The sequence below is a fragment of the uncultured Turicibacter sp. genome, assembly GCF_938044715.1.
Taxonomy (GTDB): Bacteria; Bacillota_I; Bacilli_A; order MOL361; family Turicibacteraceae; genus Turicibacter; species Turicibacter sanguinis.
Genome location: NZ_CALIOS010000033.1, coordinates 1 through 19,075 on the forward strand (window position 1 = coordinate 1; position 19,075 = coordinate 19,075).

The 19,075-nt window shown below is 34.7% G+C and carries 21 protein-coding genes; 2 read left to right on the forward strand and 19 right to left on the reverse strand.

Annotated features, from left to right (window positions below; translation table 11 throughout):
- The 10 genes from QWC74_RS03425 to QWC74_RS03470 form a co-directional block, all read right to left on the reverse strand.
- On the reverse strand, positions 1–534 hold a 534-nt coding region (locus tag QWC74_RS03425; protein ID WP_370454865.1), incomplete at its 3' end, for an ABC transporter permease.
- Positions 534–2,030, reverse strand: coding sequence for an ABC transporter permease (locus QWC74_RS03430; protein WP_006785556.1), 1,497 nt, complete (start codon positions 2,028–2,030; stop codon positions 534–536). The genes QWC74_RS03425 and QWC74_RS03430, both read right to left, overlap by 1 nt.
- Positions 2,031–2,115: 85 nt before the next feature.
- Positions 2,116–4,161 (reverse strand): peptide ABC transporter substrate-binding protein, encoded by a 2,046-nt coding sequence (locus QWC74_RS03435; protein WP_006785555.1) that lies wholly within the window; start codon positions 4,159–4,161, stop codon positions 2,116–2,118.
- 464 nt (positions 4,162–4,625) lie between these two features.
- Positions 4,626–4,826, reverse strand: coding sequence for a hypothetical protein (locus tag QWC74_RS03440; protein ID WP_006785554.1), 201 nt, complete (start codon positions 4,824–4,826; stop codon positions 4,626–4,628).
- Positions 4,827–4,895: 69 nt separating this feature from the next.
- On the reverse strand, positions 4,896–5,276 hold the full coding sequence (locus tag QWC74_RS03445; protein ID WP_006785553.1) for a hypothetical protein: 381 nt from the start codon (positions 5,274–5,276) through the stop codon (positions 4,896–4,898).
- Between the two features lie 71 nt (positions 5,277–5,347).
- Positions 5,348–6,121, reverse strand: coding sequence for a glutamate racemase (gene murI / locus QWC74_RS03450; RefSeq protein WP_006785552.1), 774 nt, complete (start codon positions 6,119–6,121; stop codon positions 5,348–5,350).
- 86 nt (positions 6,122–6,207) lie between these two features.
- Positions 6,208–7,455 carry an MFS transporter gene (locus QWC74_RS03455; RefSeq protein ID WP_006785551.1) on the reverse strand — a complete coding sequence of 416 codons (1,248 nt, stop codon included), beginning with the start codon at positions 7,453–7,455 and terminating at the stop codon, positions 6,208–6,210.
- 120 nt (positions 7,456–7,575) lie between these two features.
- Positions 7,576–8,787: a helix-turn-helix domain-containing protein gene (locus tag QWC74_RS03460; protein ID WP_006785550.1), complete on the reverse strand. Its 1,212-nt coding sequence runs from the start codon at positions 8,785–8,787 to the stop codon at positions 7,576–7,578.
- A 76-nt stretch (positions 8,788–8,863) separates the two neighbouring features.
- On the reverse strand, positions 8,864–9,175 hold the full coding sequence (locus QWC74_RS03465) for a hypothetical protein (RefSeq protein ID WP_006785549.1): 312 nt from the start codon (positions 9,173–9,175) through the stop codon (positions 8,864–8,866).
- Positions 9,176–9,187: 12 nt separating this feature from the next.
- Complete coding sequence (locus QWC74_RS03470; protein ID WP_006785548.1) at positions 9,188–9,841, reverse strand: FMN-dependent NADH-azoreductase; 654 nt, start codon at positions 9,839–9,841, stop codon at positions 9,188–9,190.
- Positions 9,842–10,371: 530 nt separating this feature from the next.
- On the opposite strand from QWC74_RS03470, the gene QWC74_RS03475 reads away from it, so the two are divergent.
- Positions 10,372–10,740: a phosphatase PAP2 family protein gene (locus QWC74_RS03475; RefSeq protein ID WP_229040077.1), complete on the forward strand. Its 369-nt coding sequence runs from the start codon at positions 10,372–10,374 to the stop codon at positions 10,738–10,740.
- Positions 10,741–10,789: 49 nt separating this feature from the next.
- Here the strand turns inward: QWC74_RS03475 and QWC74_RS03480 are convergent, their stop codons facing one another.
- Both QWC74_RS03480 and QWC74_RS03485 read right to left on the reverse strand, forming a co-directional pair.
- Positions 10,790–11,251 carry a GNAT family N-acetyltransferase gene (locus QWC74_RS03480; RefSeq protein ID WP_006785546.1) on the reverse strand — a complete coding sequence of 154 codons (462 nt, stop codon included), beginning with the start codon at positions 11,249–11,251 and terminating at the stop codon, positions 10,790–10,792.
- A 22-nt stretch (positions 11,252–11,273) separates the two neighbouring features.
- On the reverse strand, positions 11,274–11,693 hold the full coding sequence (locus QWC74_RS03485; protein WP_006785545.1) for a methylglyoxal synthase: 420 nt from the start codon (positions 11,691–11,693) through the stop codon (positions 11,274–11,276).
- A gap of 658 nt (positions 11,694–12,351) precedes the next feature.
- Between QWC74_RS03485 and QWC74_RS03490 the strand changes: the two genes are divergently transcribed.
- The gene (locus tag QWC74_RS03490) at positions 12,352–13,140 is read left to right on the forward strand and encodes an HAD family hydrolase (RefSeq protein ID WP_262951540.1); all 789 of its coding nucleotides are present in this window, start codon (positions 12,352–12,354) and stop codon (positions 13,138–13,140) included.
- Between the two features lie 204 nt (positions 13,141–13,344).
- On the opposite strand, the gene QWC74_RS03495 is transcribed toward QWC74_RS03490, so the two are convergent.
- The 7 genes from QWC74_RS03495 to queD form a co-directional block, all read right to left on the reverse strand.
- On the reverse strand, positions 13,345–13,836 hold the full coding sequence (locus QWC74_RS03495) for a GNAT family N-acetyltransferase (protein ID WP_006785543.1): 492 nt from the start codon (positions 13,834–13,836) through the stop codon (positions 13,345–13,347).
- A 79-nt stretch (positions 13,837–13,915) separates the two neighbouring features.
- Positions 13,916–15,415, reverse strand: coding sequence for a carboxypeptidase M32 (locus tag QWC74_RS03500; protein WP_006785542.1), 1,500 nt, complete (start codon positions 15,413–15,415; stop codon positions 13,916–13,918).
- 90 nt (positions 15,416–15,505) lie between these two features.
- Entirely contained in the window at positions 15,506–16,003 is a 498-nt protein-coding gene (queF, locus tag QWC74_RS03505; protein ID WP_006785541.1) for a preQ(1) synthase, read from the reverse strand.
- Positions 16,004–16,699, reverse strand: coding sequence for a 7-cyano-7-deazaguanine synthase QueC (queC, locus tag QWC74_RS03510; RefSeq protein WP_262941925.1), 696 nt, complete (start codon positions 16,697–16,699; stop codon positions 16,004–16,006).
- Positions 16,678–17,271: a GTP cyclohydrolase I gene (gene folE / locus QWC74_RS03515; RefSeq protein ID WP_006785539.1), complete on the reverse strand. Its 594-nt coding sequence runs from the start codon at positions 17,269–17,271 to the stop codon at positions 16,678–16,680. The genes queC and folE overlap by 22 nt, the downstream gene beginning before the upstream one ends.
- Before the next feature lies 1 nt (position 17,272).
- Positions 17,273–17,941, reverse strand: coding sequence for a putative 7-carboxy-7-deazaguanine synthase QueE (gene queE / locus QWC74_RS03520; RefSeq protein WP_006785538.1), 669 nt, complete (start codon positions 17,939–17,941; stop codon positions 17,273–17,275).
- A 1-nt stretch (position 17,942) separates the two neighbouring features.
- Positions 17,943–18,371, reverse strand: a complete 429-nt coding sequence (gene queD / locus QWC74_RS03525) for a 6-carboxytetrahydropterin synthase QueD (RefSeq protein ID WP_006785537.1) — start codon at positions 18,369–18,371, stop codon at positions 17,943–17,945.
- Positions 18,372–19,075: the final 704 nt, after the last annotated feature.

Consider the following 19,075-nt stretch of genomic DNA (forward strand, 5'->3'; position numbering starts at 1 on the left):
CCATCCAGTGACACACATTGCAAACACAAGTTGCCAAAATCCTCGACCAATCGCATACATCAGTACGGTGACAATTAAAATATATGGAACACTTGAGACAATGTTATATACTTCAAGCATAAATTTATCAACTTTTTTCGAAAATCCCCAAACAGCTCCGACGAAAACACCCACGACTGTATTAATTAATGTCACGATAAATCCAATGATTAACGATGTTTTCGTTCCAGCCCAAACGACATCCCAAACAGAATTTCCAACATCATCAGTCCCAAATGGATATTGGGCGCTTGGTCCTAAAAAACGCATTGAAGCATCATTAATATTAGGAACGATTTGTGGATCATATCCTGATAAAATCGGTTGAATCAAAGCAATTAATGAAAAAACAATCACCACAATTAATAAAAAAACCGTTGTTTTTTTGGCAAAGAAGGCGCGTGATACAGAACGCCAATATGAGTAAGCTGGTGCTGCAATATGTTCAGATGCTTGTACATCTATTTTGACAAATTCAAATCTTGAATCGCTCATCATTTACGTCCCCCTTTTTCATGTAATGTAATACGTGGATCAACAAGTGTTAACAACCAGTCCCCAAGGAAGGTTGAGAAAATGGCTAACGTTGTAAATAAGAATGTAATTCCGATGACCATTGAATTATTATAAACATTGATAGAATCCGGTAAAATTTTCCCCATCCCAGGTATACTATAGACAGCTTCCGTAATTAATGCCCCTGAAATACAGAAAATAACCGCCGCTGGAAGTCCATGAGCAATAGGACCGATTGCATTTCTGAAAATATGTTTAAAGAAAATTTCATTTTCTGATAATCCTTTAGCGCGTGCAAACTTCACGTAATCCATGGTCGTTTGATCAATCATATAACGTCTCATCCACATCATACGTCCTGCTACTGACATTAAGGTAAGCGAGATAATCGGTAAGATATATGATTTTGGGTTACTTGAACCAAGCATTGGAAACATTCCTGGTAAATCAGCATATTTACTCCCTAGGAATCGAACTAACACAATATAAGCTAAACCTGGAATCGAAATCATGAAAATGATATACCATTGACCCATTTTATCAAATAGTTTTCCTTTATGATTCGCCATTTGAATCCCAAGTGGAATCCCAATGATATACGTCAAAACAAGCGAGATAAATCCGATGGTAAATGAGATTTGAACCATTGATGGATCCGTTTTATTCGTTTTACAATTTGCATAATGATCTACGAATTGCTTTTGATCAATATTATCTAGTGTATCTTTATATTTACACGTATATAAATTTAATGCTGAATTTGCTTTATTTCCATTTGGTAAGGTGATTTCTTCTGTCTTTTTAGAGCCTTGTGTTTCAGAAATGACATCTAATATCTCTTGGCCATTATACGTTGGATAAGATGTTCCTAAACTAAAGGTGATGAAGTTTTGATGAATAAATGGAAAATTCCCATCAAAATAAATTAAATATTTACTTTCACATCCTGTACACATCACAGCAGGACGATTATTATGATCTTTTCCAATATAAACTTTACGTTCTAAATCAGGATTATTTTCTGATTGCACTTTGTACGGATGATCAAAGCTAATTAGATTCCCCCACCAATTTAGCGCACGTTGTAAAATTGGAATGTCTCGTGTCGCAAAAGCTTGTCCTGATTCTGTAAAATATTGAACCTCATATCCTTCTTTTTCACGTAAAGCTACATAATCTTTTGTTTCTTGTGACTCAGGTAAAACACAGTTACTATATTCCGTTGTTGCGGCTCCGTATAACTCTTTACAATAATCTTGAATGGTATCGTATTTTAAATAACCCAACTTTTCCCATTGAATATTCTTATAGTTTGCATAATCGTCTGGTCTTTTTTGGATTTTTTCGATATTACTGTCCGAAAAGAACACACGATCACGCGGGATAACTGAGTAAATTAAGGTGAAGACAATTGTGATAACCATGAAGATTGAAAATAGCGATCTTAAAAATCGATATAGCATGTATCGTTTCATTAACATTCCCCCTTTATTAAATTTTCTATATGCAAAAAGATTAGGGCATCGCCCCAATCTTTAAAGCGCATATAGACTAGTCAAACTATTGACCTAATTTACTTTCCCAATCTGCTTTTAACGCTTCACGTTCTTCAACCGTAATGACTTCATTAGAAACTTGCATTCCTTTATATTTATTATCAGATAAACCATACGCTGCGTAAGGTTGAGTATAAGGAACAACACGAGATACCGCATATCCACCACCTTGTGTAATATATGGAATAAGAATAGCATTTTCTAATAAGTAAGCTTCTGCTTTTGCATATAATTCATAACGTAAATCTAAGTCATCAACGATAGCCTCTGCTGCATTTTTTAAGGCTTGGAATTCGTATAATCCAATCGCTTCTTTAACTGCTGCATCGTCTCCAACTTCTGAACCTGTCCAGTTTAATCCAAAGTATTTTAACATATCTCCACTATCTGGATCGACGATGTCCACATAAGTTTTAGGATCACCATAGTCTGGTCCCCAACCTGCTCCAATGTATAAGTCACAGTTCATTTGATCGGCTGTTTTAGACGCTGCCATATTAGTAGAATCTGAAATAATTAAATTAATTTGAACATCCGACAAATTAGCCTCTACTGTTGCTTTATAAGCTTGTGCCGCACGGAATCCTTTTTCTGATTCACCATTAACAATCACATCTAATTGAACTGGGAATTCAACGCCTTGTGCACTTAACTCTTCAACCGCCTGAGCCATATATTGAGTCGCTAAATCCGTATTATAGTAAGCTAATTGTCCATCTGATAAGTCAAATCCAGCTGGATATTCCGTTGGATTTGAAGCTGTTAAAGCAGCTGATACCAATTCACCATACGTTTGACCTTGACTATTTAATAAGAAATCAGGTTGCGTTAAGGTGTTACGTAAACGACCATATTTTAAATCTTCTCCTACATATTGAGAATTCACGGATGAAATATCAGATGCATACATAATGGCTTTACGGAAGGCTGTATTTTGTTTGGCTAATGCTGTATCTGCTTTTTGTTTATCCGTTTGTGGCGAAACATCAACTGATGAATCTAATGGAGACGCATATTGATTGCGGTCAAAAATCCATGAAATCCAGAATGATGTTGAGGTGGTACGAGAAATGAAGATATTATCTCCATATTTTTCTTTAGCTGATGCATAAATAGCAGCGTTATCTGTATAAACTGGGGCTGATGAGAACTCTCCTTTATCAAATGATGTGAATAAGCTATCTGGATCTGAACCATCATAGTAAACTAATTTTACATTTGGAATATAAACATGTTCAGCATCCCAATAATCAGGGTTTGCTGTGTATTCAATGACTGATTTTGAGGTAAAGTTACTTAATAAATAAGCCCCGTTGTATAAAATTCCATCAGGTGCAACTTCCCCAAATGAACAGCTAGATGGTTCTGCAGCACCTAATTTACATCCTGTTCCTTTTGACTCTAGGAATTCTTGGTTAACTGGCATTAAAATTGAATAAGTTGTAATCGTGTGAAAATATGGCGTTGGGGCCTCCAGTGTATAAACTAATGTATAGTCATCCACTGCTTTAATCCCTACTTCTTCCCACTCTACTTCTCCATTATAATAAGCATCTAAATTTTTAATGGTATATTGAACTAAGTATAAGGTTTGTGAATCAAATTCAACGGCATGTCGTAAACCAGTGACGAAGTCATGAGCTGTCACCTCAGCGTATTCAACTCCATCGTCTGTCACCCATTTGACACCTTCACGAAGATGAAACGTAAATTCAGTTGCATCATCATTTACTTCATAGCTTTTTGCCAATGCTCCAACTAAATTTCCATAACGATCATGTTCGAGCAACCCATCTACAAAGTTAGTCGTATGTTCATTATCAACTGCTTGAAATGAATACACATAATCAAATGTATCAGGATCAGTACTATAAACGTAGTTATAATCATTACGATACACGTCTGTTGTTTCGGTACTTCCTGTCCCTTCATTTTCTGTTGATGTATTAGTACTTGGCGCTTCTGTATTACCTGCAGTATCATTACTGTTACTACATCCCCCGGCAACTAAAGCACAACAAGTAGCTAACCATAAATAATTCTTATTCATATATGGTCCCTCCTTATTTCATCACGACTTAGTTTGATGTGATGTTATTGTGTATTATATTTCCAATTATTGCTAAAGTAAATAGTTTTTACCAATAAAAGTGTTTTCATGTGTAAAAATTGTGACTTTATCGTGTCATAGTTGTGTCAAAAAGAAGTCTTTTTTTTATAATTAACGCTTATTCAACATTAAACTTTCATTTCTTTCACTTAACTTATCCCCGAGATTACGAAGATACCGAGATTTTTAGGCATATTTCTAACCCTTTCACTTTTAAACTTAATCTTTCATTCTTTTAATCATTATTATATAAAATGACAGCGTCGAAAAAAGAGGGATTAACGCTTTTCAGATTTAATCTTAATAAGTGTTATTTTTCAACATATCATATAAAAAAACCATAAAATCAGATGAGTTCCATCGTCATTTATGGTTCATTATTTCATTTTAATCGTTTTAACCTTTTATTTTTTAGGTTCATTCATTAACATTTGTTCCCCAATCTCAACTAAACGTTTGGTAATCGTTCCTCCTGCTTTAGCAGATAATAATGCTTGTTGTGCTTCTTGATCTAAAAAATGATCTTTTGGAGCAAACTCAGATCCAAATTCAACATCCATTTGATTTTTAGTGTGATTAGCCGCTTGATGACTATAATGTCTCATGATGATCACCTCCGATAAGTATAGTATACCCTTACCATCATGAGTTCATGAATGAAAAAACTGTTAATTTTAACCACTCTGCTTCATCGTCTTTAGCTCTTGTTCAAGCGTTTCGATTCTTTTGACTAATTGTTCTAATGTCTCTTGAAATTGTCTCAATTGCTCAACACTCATCCCGTCTTGATTGGATTGATTCGATTGACAAAAGGGATTATCCACATTAAAACTATCCGGAGTAAAATACCGACCAGGTCCTTGTTGATAATACTGTTGTTGTGCATTATATGTTAAAATGGCCTGTCCAACCAACTGAAGCCAGTTTCCAACCGCATTTTGGACATTTAATGGAATTTCATTGGCAATAACATTTCCGAGTAATTCTCCAACTAAAATAAATAATTCAGGATTAACCGATTGAAAGTCCATTTCATCACCACGACTTTTCTTCATCTTTTCTTTCAAAACCTTAAAATCTTAGTCTAAAAAAAGATATGATAAAAGTCACAAAGATATACCAAAACTTAAGACGCTATTTGATTGAGAATACGATTAAATCCTTTGATTTCATTCGCTTCGGTTATTTCTCTTCCCGATTGATAAAATGTCACCGTCGGTGTTTTAGACGTCTCACCTTTCATCGTATCAATTATATTTGCTAAATGAGTCACCGTTCCAACACTTCCATCAATCAACTCGATGCCTGGTTCAAAAACCTCTTTAAAAGATGACGCAAAGAGCGGAAAATGCGTACATCCAAGGACGATCGCACCATAATCTGAAATCTGATAATCAACTAATTGTTTTTTTAAATACGGAACAACCGTTTCGGGAGAAAAATCAAACGATTCCGCAAAACGAACTAAATCAGGTAATGGCAATAAATCAGTCACATGTGATTGATCTAATCGTTCAATTAAATGATGTAGTTTTTCTTCTTTTAACGTTAACGGTGTTGCCGTCACAAGCACACGTTTTCCGCTTTCTTGAACCCATTCAATAGCCGGTTTAACTGCTGGTTCCATCCCAATAATCGGAATTTGATATTTCTCTCTTAAGTCATTGACTGCAATACTAGTCGCTGTATTACAGGCAATCACAATGATATCTGCTCCTTTGCGCACTAAAAATTCAATGGCTTCAAAGATATAGCCACGAACCTCTTCCTTTGGCTTGGGTCCATAAGGTGCGTGCAACGTGTCAGCATAGTATAAATAGTCATGATGTGGTAATCGTTTTAATGCTTCACTTAAAACGGTTAAGCCTCCGATTCCAGAATCAAAAAAACCTATTTTCACATTTGATCCCTCCAAAGTGCTTGATCTTGATTACATGATTAGCATTATAACATGAATCCACTCTGACTGACTACCTTCAGTCCATCTTAAAGTTGTTTTAATGTTTTCCATTCCTTCATCAAATAAATAGAAAGAGCTAAAAAAAACAAAGAAAAGAGATAGATCATAGAAATTCCAACATAATCAATGAGGATCCCGCCAAACATCAAGCTAAGCGGTGAAGTAATCGATGAGATCATCGTAAATAAAGACATGACACGTCCATAAAATTCTGCTGACACAACACGTTGCAATGAAGCCATGACTGGGACATAAAGTAACACATTAATCGCACCTGAGATAATAAAGAGAATAAATAAGAACAAAAAGAATCCCAGATACGGAATGCGCCCTAATTCAAGCAATTCAAATAACGCCCACTGTATCCCTACACAAATTATTAGCGTCCATAGTGATTTTTTTATGGTTTCATTTGTTTTTAAAACTTTTTCTTTTGAAACCCATAGCGATCCTAAAATCCCTCCTAGCGCCATCGCCACATATAAAGCGGATAAATACATTTCATTCACGTGAAGATGCTCATTCATTAAATAGGGAACTAATACCGATTGAATGGGTCCTAGTGCCAAGTTTTTAAAATTCAAAATAATGAGCAACCATAAGATGGCTTTATTTTGACATAAAATATAGCGACACCCTTCTTTTAAATCGGTTAAGACATGACTTTCTTGTGCTCGTTTTAGTAGCTCACTTTCATCTAATTTAATAAATAACTCCGTGATTCCTGACATAATAAATGAAAACCCATTAATAAAAATAATCACAATAGGTCCAAGCCAACTGTATAAAATCCCTGCCAGCAGCATTCCAAACACATCTTTAATACCGTACATTAAAGACATTAAAGAATTCGCTTTGACTAGTTGCTCTTCTTCTACAGTTAGTGGAATAATCGCCTGTGAAGCTGGACCAAATAAAGCCCCATTTATCGAACTAATGACTGAACTTAAGCAAAGACAAGCCATGATGATATTCACATGATCCACGGTTAACATCACGAGCCCACAAAGTAAGATATTAATTCCTCGAATAAAATCTGTGAAATAAATCACTTTAACGCGTGGAATTCGGTCAACCATGACACCCCCAAACGGAGCTAGAAGTAACCACGTTACTCCACCGATCGTTCCATATAGTGACAACATAAAGGCTGAGTGTGTTAACTCTAAAATATAGAGTCCAATGGCAAAATTGAACAACACATCTCCTACACTTGAAACTAATGCGCCTAAAAATACTAATCGAAAATTTTTATTTTGTCTAATTAAATCCATTTCCCCTCACCTCGCTTCACATTATAAACCATTTTACTGATCCTATCACTAGCTTAGCTTTGGGAAAAACGGACGCTATCTTCACCCTTAACACCCAAAATTGTTGACTTATTTCTCAACCTAGAGTTGTTGTCGTTTTAGTAAACCTACTACCTCTTTATATTGGCGTTTTGAAGTGTAGTATTCTTTTAACAAATAAAAAATCCATTCATCGATTAATAGAAAACGGCGATGCGTTGTTTGATACTTTTGAATTAATGATGATAATTCATCTTTTTTAAATACACCACCTGTGACACAAAATCCAATTAATAATATGGCCGCTCGCATTTCTTCATGACATCGTTTTTCGATATTTTCAAAGTCTTTCACTGTTTTCGCTTCAAAACATTCAATTAAAATCAAAACCGGCCATGTTGCTTGAAAGTGTTGTTGAATGTTTGCTATTTCTTCTAAACTTTCACTCACTTTTAACGATTCTTGACGTGTGTAGTGGATAAAAGCCTTGCAAAGAAGTGGCGTCAGTGTCAAATCGAATCGATTCATTTTATGAGCATAGGCACCTGAACGTTCACACAATTCAATGGCTTGTTTAAAACTACCTGTTTTATACGCAAGCATCGCTTCAAATTCATATATCCCTGATAAACTGACTAAATTTCCTTCTAAAACATAACGCCGTTTTGCTTCGCTCACGAACTGAAACGCCTGATAAAACTGGCCTTGTTTATAGCTAACATTAGCAAGCATTTCGTACAAACGGCCAGTTTCAAGCTCTTGTTTTGCAAGTTCAAAAAATTGTTTAGCTAATTCATAGTCTTGATGATAATAAAGCAGGTCAATTCCTTGATATAGGTAATATCTAAAGCGTTGTGTTTTGTTTAACAACGGCTTAACTGACGTTAAAAGACGATACGCTTCTTCAAGACATTCACGTTCATCTGTTGCACAGTAGTGAGCGAGTTTAACTAAGTAATAATCGAGTATTAAAGGCGAGTGAATTAATTTTAATTCCTCTTGTTCGAGATGTTTAAAAATCTCTTTTGATTGAACAAAGCCATTAAAATTTAATTCTTCAAAAAATTCTTCAAAACGATCCGTCATGACTTTGATAAAGTCAGGACTCGCCACGTACTCAATTGCTAACTGTTCAAATAATAATTCAATCATTTCTAGTGAAGGCATCACTTCCCCATTTTCAATCTTACTTAAATAAGAGGAAACACAAATCCCTTCGCATAAGGCCGCTTGAGACATCTTTTGATTTAAACGATTTAATTTGATTAAAGACCCTACAATTTTCAATCCCTCTTTATTCACTAATGATTCCATATTCATTGACTCCCTACCTTTCACGGTCTTCATTATATCAAAAAAAGTTGGAACTCATAAGTTCCAACTTTTTTGGTTATTTATATAAGCTAATGAAGCGTTTCCAACCTTCAACCACTTCTGCCAGTGTTGGATAATGCTCTTTTGTAATCCCTGGCGTTGCTTCATCATTTTGATAAACAAAATCAACATCGTACCCTCCACCATCAGGGAATGTCACCACACAATGAATATATTCTTTAACTTTTAATTCATTCGTTAACGTAATGGCCACCGTTTCATGGCCTTCTTTACTTTCAAAATAATTTTCATCTACTTTAATCTCATCATAAAGTCCTTTAAAATCAAGTTTAAATTGTTGAACCGTATCATCTAATTTAAATTGCATATGTTAAACCTCCTACTTTTCAAACGTCAAATGTTTGACGATCTCTTCTATTTTATTTGTTGCTTTTTCGATTGCTTTTTGTTTTTCTTCTTCCGTTGTTCCAGTTCCATCAACGAGTAAAGACTCGAACTTTTTAATTCCCATAAACTTCATCATATCTTCGATGTAATTTAAACCTTTATTGAAAAATGGGCTTAAAATAAACGGAATCGATGCTCCAGAAGACTGGACATAGATCACTGAACGTAACTTATCATCAAGTAATCCTTTTGGAAGGTGTCCTTCGAATGTAATGGTGCGTCCGACTTGAATAATGCAATCCATATACTCTTTTAAAGGAGCTGGAAACGATAAACTCCACATCGGAGCAGCCATAACCACTACATCAGCCTCAACAAATTGGTCACATAATTTCACAATTTTATGGACTTCTTCTTGTTCTTTTTTAGGTAATTGATTAATGGCCTCTTGATTAATCATGCAGTTACGAGACTCAAAATATTGGGATTCAAGTCTTGGGACATGAACCTCATACAAGTCCAACTCTTCAAGTTGGAAATCATGATAGGTTGCTAAAATTTGATTTACGAGCCGACGTCCAACCATTTTACTTGCCGACTCATTTTCTGGTTTAGAATTAACTGTTATATACAATAACTTTTTCATCAATACCCCTCAATTATTTTTTAAATTTTTAACACGACTACAACAAAAGTGTCAAAATATCGCTTAGGTAAAAAACTAAAAAATTTGAGATATTTTAAGTCATTTAAGAGAACGAAATAGTTTATACTATAACCATTCCATCCTAAGCATCAAACATTCTGACAGAATTAGTTTGTATCTAAATTTCAAAATTAGACCTTTTAAGGCTGACTATTTTTCAAAAAATCTAATCTTGAAAGGAGTTCCCGATGAAAAAATTCCACTTTACCCCTAAGAGTCGTCTCTTATTGATTATTTCTATTCTCAGTATCCTTTTTTTCTTTTCTTTAGCAGACTATATCTTTTCACATGATTTGACTCCCATCCAAATCCAAATTTATCACATGATGACCTCTATTCGATCGCCTTTTTTTAATTTTATCCTCATCAGCTTAACGAAGTCAGCTAATCCTCTTCCTATTTTGTTTGTCACGGGTGCTAGTTGCCTTATGTTTCTTCTCTTCAAAAAATATAAAGAAAGCTTACTATGCATGTTCACAGTTCTAGCCTTAACATTGAGTAATCTACTATTAAAACTTCATTACATGCGAGAACGTCCAACCTTTGAACATTTAATTGATGAAAGTGGCTACAGTTTTCCAAGTGGTCATTCCATGATGAGTTTTGGCATTGCAATTCTTTGTAGCTTCTTACTTTATCAATATTGTCAAAAGCGTTCATGGGCCCATCTCCTTAGTTTTTTTAGCTTTTTATATGCTTGTTTAATTGGATTTAGTCGAGTGTATGTAAACGTCCATTTTTTAGGTGATGTTTTGGGTGGCTTTTTGGCTGCATCATCTCTTGTTTGTTTGATTCTATCGCTTTATTGTGGTTTCTTTTCTTTTACTAAAAGTCAATAAAAAACAGGAAACCAGTAACCGGTTTCCTGTTTTTGTAAAAAAAATATAATTATTTTTGTTCTTGAAGCACTTTATAATAAACGTGTGTTTTTTTACGACTAATATACTGATCAAGTTCCTGCCACCCGTTTCGGCGATAATAGTCCGTTTTACCTGTTGTTAAATATAATTTTTGATATCCCATCAACTGTGCTTGATGTCCAACATGATTTAATAACAACTGCCCATAATTACGTCCTCGATATGCCTCATCAATATACAAAGACGTCACCCATGGATAAAAATTACGACTGGTTACCATGTCATGTGTGACTAATCCACAACATCCAATAACCTCATTATCTTGAAGTAGCACATAGAAATTTCCCATCTCTTCATCCCCAAGAGATACTTTTGTAATCATATCAAAAAAATTTGATGCTTGATTATTTCCATTCCAAACACGATGAATATAATCTAACGCTTCTTGTGTTCCTACTGGACTTTGTTTGACACTTACAATTTGTAACATTTAACATCCCCCTAAATTTATTTCACGAACCGTGTATTTTTCTTAAAGTTCGCCAGTCTAAATCCCCCTGATTTAACGCCTTAACAAAGATTTCTGCTGAAGCTAAATTAGTCGCAATCGGTACATAGTGAACATCACACAATCTAATCAGTGCTTGAATATCGGTTTCATGGGGTTGCGGTGTTAATGGGTCTCTTAAAAAAATAACAAGATCAATCGCTTCCGTCACAATTAAAGAACCGATTTGTTGATCTCCCCCAAGTGGACCCGATGCCAGTTTATTCACTTTCAAATTTGTCCCCGCTTCAATTCTTCCACCTGTTGTTCCCGTTGCATATAAGCCATAGTTTTCTAAAATGTGTTCATAGGCGTAACAAAAGTTTACCATTTGATCCTTCATTCGGTCGTGTGCAATTAAGGCTACATTTAATTTCATGGTCATTCATCACATCTTCCTTCAATCTATTACTTTTCACGTGACAATATTACCATTTATATATATTTTTTCCAAGTGTTTTTTTAGAATCACTTTTAGTCAAAATACGACATTTTTTTACATGAATAAAACTATTTTATTTTTTAGTTTATTTTTTACTATTTTTTACATATAACCTGAGCTTCCCGTGATTTGTCCGACTTTTTAACGAGGATAAAATTTTAGCTCGATCCTCCTATGTCAAAGTAGACTGTGCCTGAATAAATGACAAGATGACATCTTTTCCCCGGAGGTTATCGAGTGATAAAGGGTACTTTATGTGATTGAAAACCATTTAATCTCGGGATAAAGAGCACAAAATTCTTTCGTCAATGATTCTACCTCAACATGCCCCAATAATCGTGACAGTTGGATTCAAGTTTTAACCAATGAATTCAATAAAAATAGCTAACATTAAAATACGCCTATTGATTCCCTGAATATTTAAAACGTCCCTCACCATTAAATATCCGGATTGGATGCTTTATTTAATCGCAAATGACGTTTGAAAAACTGAAACAATTTATTCATTTCATCATCCTTCTACTTGTTTAAAATCATGTCATCCCCTACAATAGGCACATAAACATGATCAGTACTGGGGGGACCTTTCATAATTAAATTAATTGCGACAGATATGGATGGAACACTATTAAACGAAGCGGGACAGCTTCCAGATGGATTTATCGATTTATTAAATCGCCTCTTACAAAAAAATATTTGCTTCGTCATTGCAAGTGGGCGATCTTATTATGATTTAAAAGACTTTTTTAAAGAAGCCACACCTTATCTTGATTTCATTTGTGACAACGGAGCGTTTGTGGTGAGCCGACATCATCAACGACAGATGAGCTTATTAGAAAAAAAAGCGATTGATGACATCTTGCTGCAATGTGAATCCATTACCCATATCAAGGTTATTTTATCTGGTCCAAATGGAATGTATGCAACACCATGCGAAAACGAATTTGAAGAGATATTAGCGCACTACTTCTCTAATATCCAGGTGGTCTCTAATCTTCAAGACATCCACGATCCCATTCACCGCATCTGTATTTGTGATTTAAACCATCCGTTGCAAAACAGTTATCCCATTTTAAACAACCGATTTGGTTCACATTTTAAGGTGACTCTCTCGGGAGATATTTGGCTCGATATTACCAACCTTGAAGTCAACAAGGGAAATGCCTTGTCTAAAATCCAATCCTTATTACACATTAATCAAGACGAAACCATGGTCTTTGGTGATTATTACAATGATATTGAAATGCTTAAAGTTGCTAAATATAGCTTCGTGATGGCAAATGCCAATGAAGATATGTTTTCACACGGTAACTATATCGCAAAAAGTCACAATGAAAATGGCGTTTGTGAAGCCATTAATGAGTTCATCTTTAAATCAAAACTCAAGTGAGACCCTCACTTGAGTTTTTTATTACATTATTCTAACTTCATAATTTTGTTCGGAATAGAGAACTAAATCCTATTTAAATTCATTCCTAAATTTATTCTTATGACACGTTATTTTCTCATGTAATCTGCGAACTAAATTTCCGATCTAATTTCAATGTTTTTTCAAATTTTTAGGTTCATTTTTTTATTAAACTTTATTAAATGATTAATTATTTGATTTACACATGACCTTAAAGCGAATTTGCTCCACTCTATTTCTTGCTTCAAACGTTCCTACTTCATAAAAACCAACTTTTTGATACACTTTAATTCCTCGTTCATTAAAATCAGCAACCGTCAATCTAAACTTTTTGGCTCCTAGTATTTCTTTGGCATATTGCATCCCTAACTCTAAAAAGGAGGCTCCATATCCTTTTCCACAAAGAAGTGGATTCATTCCCAGTCCGATATCAAGATAAGTCTCATCCGCATAAAAACCTAACAATTTCCCACTTGTAACTTGTGCCGATGGTCCATAACAAAAAAATCCAACTAATCCATGTTCTTGATCTTTCACGACATAATACGAATCTTCTAAAAATTCATGGATACAGGCTTCATCGCCTTCTAAGTTATACCAATCATAAGGCTCACTATATTTCCAGACAAAAATTTGAAATGCATCTTGTTCTGTCATTTTCTCAACTTTCAATTTCATCTGATCACCTCAACAAAAAAACTCCAATCATAAGTCAAAAGGCTCATCATTGGAGTATATGCAACAAAAGACGATTTAATTATAATTTATAAATCTTTGAATACTTTTCATTTAAATAATCGAGAAAATACATCGGATTCAACTTCTCACCCGTCACTTTTTCTACCAGTTCGCTTGGTGAATACAGATTTCCTTGTGAATGAATTTTCTCTTTTAACCACATAAAGACTTGACTTAAATCTCCCGCTTCTAATTGTTCTTCAACGTTAGGAATCTCTTTTTTCATTTGATGATAAAATTGTGCACCATATAAATTTCCGAGTGCGTAACTTGGGAAGTATCCAATTAATGCTTCTGACCAGTGAACATCTTGCATGACACCTTCTGAATCATTTGTTGGCGTAATTCCTAAATATTCTTCATACTTTTGATTCCAAAGAGCAGGAAGTTCATCCACTGTGACTTCTCCACTCATCATTAATTTTTCGATTTCGTAACGAATAATGACATGTAATGAATACGTGACTTCATCAGCTTCTGTTCGAATTAAAGAAGGTTTGACAGCATTAATCATTCCATAGAACTCTTCAAGGGTGGTCCAACCATACTCAGGAAATAATTCTTGCAATTTTTTATAATAACCTTTCCAAAATGGCAAACTGCGCCCAATGATGTTTTCGTAAAAACGAGATTGAGATTCATGAATTCCCATAGATGGCGCCTCATCTAAACCATAATCGGAAAGTTCATGTGGCATATTTTGATCATAAATTGCATGTCCACCTTCGTGAATCGAACTAAATAAACCACTCTCAAGATTATCTTCATAATAATGTGTTGTAATTCGAGTGTCTCCGATTCCTAGAGAGGTCGTGAATGGGTGTTCAGTTTCATCGATTCGACCTGCTTCATGATAATCATATCCCATCATGTCTAAGACTTGATTCGTCAATTTTTCTTGTCTTGCTTTATCAAACTCCCCACTTGGATGTAGTTTAATACACACACGGCTTTCTTTAATTTGATTTAATAACTTAACTAAGCCATCTCGTAGCGGTGGAAAAATACGATCCAACTCCTCTACCGTCATTCCCTTTTCAAAATCATCTAGACACGCATTATAGATATGTCCTTCATACCCCACACACTCTGCCTGTTTAATAACTAAATCAATGACTTTTTGCAAGTACGGTTTAAAGATACTATAATCTTGTTTTTCCTTCGCTTGTTTCCAGTATTGGCCTCCTTTAGAGGTTGCTACCGTTAGATCGCGTTGTAATGATTCGGGAATTTTTGTATTTTTTTCAAATGAATCTTTAAAAAAATCAACTAATTTCTGCTCGACTTGCATTAAATCACTTTCATTTTCTAGAGCATTTAGCGCACAACCAATACGTGTATCTGTCGCTAACTTATGATGCTCAACCGATAAATATCCAAGTACCTCACTTCGATACTCAATCCCTTTGACTGGAGCCATGACTTCCATATCCCAAGAGAGTACCCCCATCGCTGATTCCAAATATTTCATCGATTTTAAATGTTCTTGTAAAAAATGAATGGCTTCTTGTTTCGTCATTGTATTTTCCTCCTCCTCGATTCCTTTGATGTGACATATTCTACCACATTTTTAAAGGGAAACATAGTCGGATGAAAGGCGATATTTGAGTTAACGATTATCTACTTTTTCTGGATATAAATCGTGGTTCATCAGACGATATTGAGCCATTTCTTCAAATTTTGTTCCAGGACGTCCATAATTACAGTAAGGATCAATACTAATTCCACCACGAGGTGTGAATTTTCCCCAAACCTCAATATATTTCGGATCCATCAATTTAATTAAATCTTCCATGATAATATTCATACAATCTTCATGAAAATCCCCATGATTTCTAAAGCTAAATAAATACAATTTTAACGATTTACTCTCAACCATCTTTTCTCCAGGAATATAGCTGATATAAATCGTGGCAAAATCAGGTTGACCTGTAATCGGACATAAACTTGTGAACTCTGGACAATTAAATTTCACAAAGTAATCATTCTTAGGATGTTTATTATTAAACACTTCTAGTATTTCAGGGTCATAACTATATGTATAAGTTGTCCCTTGATTTCCAAGTAAGGTAATCTCGCTTAATTCTTCTTGTTTTCTTCCTGACATCTAAATCTCTCCTTTAGTTGTTAAATAACTTTCTAGTCCTCGCCTTCTTAAAACACAAGCTGGACATTCACCACATCCATCTCCAATGATACCATTGTAGCAAGTTAAAGTTTTTTCTCGTATATACTCAAATTTTCCAAGTTTGTCTGCTAGCTCCCAAGTCTGTGCTTTATTCAACCACATGAGTGGGGTATGAATCACAAAATCATCATCCATACTTAAATTTAATGTTACATTTAATGACTTGATAAAAACATCTCGACAATCTGGATAGCCAGAAAAATCAGTTTCACAGACACCTGTAATAATATGTTTAGCCCCTTTAACCTTTGCTAAGACTCCAGCAAAGCTTAAAAATAGTAAATTACGGCCTGGTACAAAAGTTGAGGGTAACTGCCCCTCTTCACCTAACTCAATCTTAATCTCATCTCGTGTTAAAGCATTGGGTGCTAATTGATTTAATAAAGACATATCTAACACATGATGTTCAACACCAAGTTCCTGACAAATCGCTTTAGCACACTCTAGTTCTAAATGATGACGTTGTCCATAATCAAATGTAACAGCAATCACTTCTTTAAATGTTTCAAGTGCCCAATATAAGCATGTGGTTGAATCTTGACCACCGCTAAAAACAAGTACCGCTTTATCCTGTTTCATTTTTATTCTCTCCTTTATTTCATTAATAATAAACACTCTTGTCTCAAGTCTGATTCTTCCTCCATTCGCTTTCCACGATAAGTCACTGTGGTGGTTGTCGTTCCCTGTTTTTTAATCCCCCTTGCAGTCATACAACTATGTTCGCCACTAATCAAAACACAAATCGCCTCACTTTCTGTTACTTTTTCAACGATTTCGGCGATTTCCTCACCAATACGCTCTTGTAACTGCAATCGACGACCAACCATATCTGCAATTCGCGCTACCTTACTTAAGCCGATTATTTTTTCTTTCGGCAAATATGCCACTGTAACAAGCATGTTATACATTAAGGCTAAATGATGCTCACAATAACTAAAAATTGGAATATCTTTAATGATGACAAAGTTATTTTGACATTCATCGAGCGCTTCATCTTCAAAAGTTGTTCCAAAAAACTCTGCAATTTCGTCATTAGATAACGTCATCCCCTCAAAGACTTCCTCAAACATTTTAGCAACACGTTTTGGAGTTTCTTTTAATCCTTCTCTTTCTGGATCATCCCCAAGAGCAACTAAAATATCTCTAATACTGCGCTCAATCAGTTTCGTATCAATTTGTCGCTTCATCTTAAACACCTCTCATTTCTTTTGGCCAAATATATTTATGCAATTGTAACTGTAATCTCACGTCATTTAATTGATGATCTTTCATATAGTCAACAATCAAACTTGGGTTAATATAATCCACTACCGGACTAAAATAAACTAGACAACGTTCTAATAGACCCTGTTCTCTAATCACTTCATGTGCAACTTTTAAATCTTCTTGACTTGCAATTACAAATTTATAAACATCTGTCTTTGTCACCCATTTAAAGTTTTCATCATCCATCCTTGATTGCATTAAGCTATTTGGTAATTTATAATCTAAGATAAAAACAACATTAGACTTTGAAAACTTTTTCTTAAATCTCTGGATATTCACAGACCCATTGGTTTCAATGTGAATAGTTAACTCTTTATCGGCTGCTAAAATCCCTATCAAAACTTCTATCTGTGGTTGAATCAGCGGCTCTCCCCCTGTCAAAGTCACGTGATTCACTTTATTTTCCTTAACAAAGTGATAAATCTCTAGCGGACTTAAATTTTCCCCTTCAACACTTCCATCATATGAATAGCACGTATCACACCAATCACATCTTAAATTACAATTTTTAAATCGAATAAAGGCAGCCAACTGTCCCGCACATGGCCCCTCACCATCAATGGAAATAAACTTTTCAATGACTTGATACATCTTAAACCTCCGTATAAATACAACTATTTTTAGGCGTTTCAAATAACTCTACTTCGGTTACCTTTATTCCTAGATTTTGTAATCTCTGATAAATATCACGCGACATTTCCTCTGCTGTTGGACGATATGGAACAAAATATATTTCAAAGCCTAGCTTTGTCTCTGCTATTTTTTTAGCAAGCTCTTTTCCCTCTTCATTCTCTTCAAGAATTAATCGGTGATCAAATAAATCATGAATTTTCTTTAAGGCTTGCTTGATAGTTGAAAAATCATCCACCATCCCACGACATTGTCCCGTTTCATGCAGTGAGTCTGCCGACACTTTGATGACAACTCGGTACCGATGCCCATGAATATTGTGACATTTCCCTTCATAATCACTTAAGTAATGTGCTGCATCAAATTCAATTTCACTTTTTAAAGTAAACATATAATCTCTCCTCAACAATAAAAAAAAGCTTCCTTCTTGCGCAAAACTCGGCACATAAAAGGAAGCTTTCTGATTTTTACAGAAAAAAAGGGCGCAAAAGCGCCCAATATCATCATTCTATTTGAGCCTAGTTTTGTTTAGAGACAGGATGGTCTGAATGAACTGTCTTTATTTGAATATACTATTTATAACATAAAAACCTTAAATTTACAATAAATAAAAAATAAAAAAAGGAGGTTCACAAGGAACCTCATAAAACAGGGGATGATTTATAAATATTGGGATGAAAAGAGAGAATTTGTTATGAAGTATTTTGGGGGAACTTCATAACAATTAAATTAGGGTAGTGTCTTGTTCTTCAAGACATATTCATTATCACATATTCAAACGTCATTTTTGTGTTCTTTCTGTGTTTTTTGAAGTTTTTTGACGATTTTTGACTGTATTCAGATTTTATTTTAGGAAATAAACAAGCCCATCAGAACACTTTTCCAGCGATTTTTTAAAAGTTTCTTAATAAATGAATATCACTATCAGTTAATTTCGTCACTCGCTATCAGACGATACCTAGCATTCAACAACACAATTTCGCATCCTTCGGCTCAGCAAGCCCTCTTCAATTGTATTGATTCATGATCTAAAACAAAATAAAAAGGAGGTTCACAAGGAACCTCATAAAACAGGGGATGATTTATAAATATTGG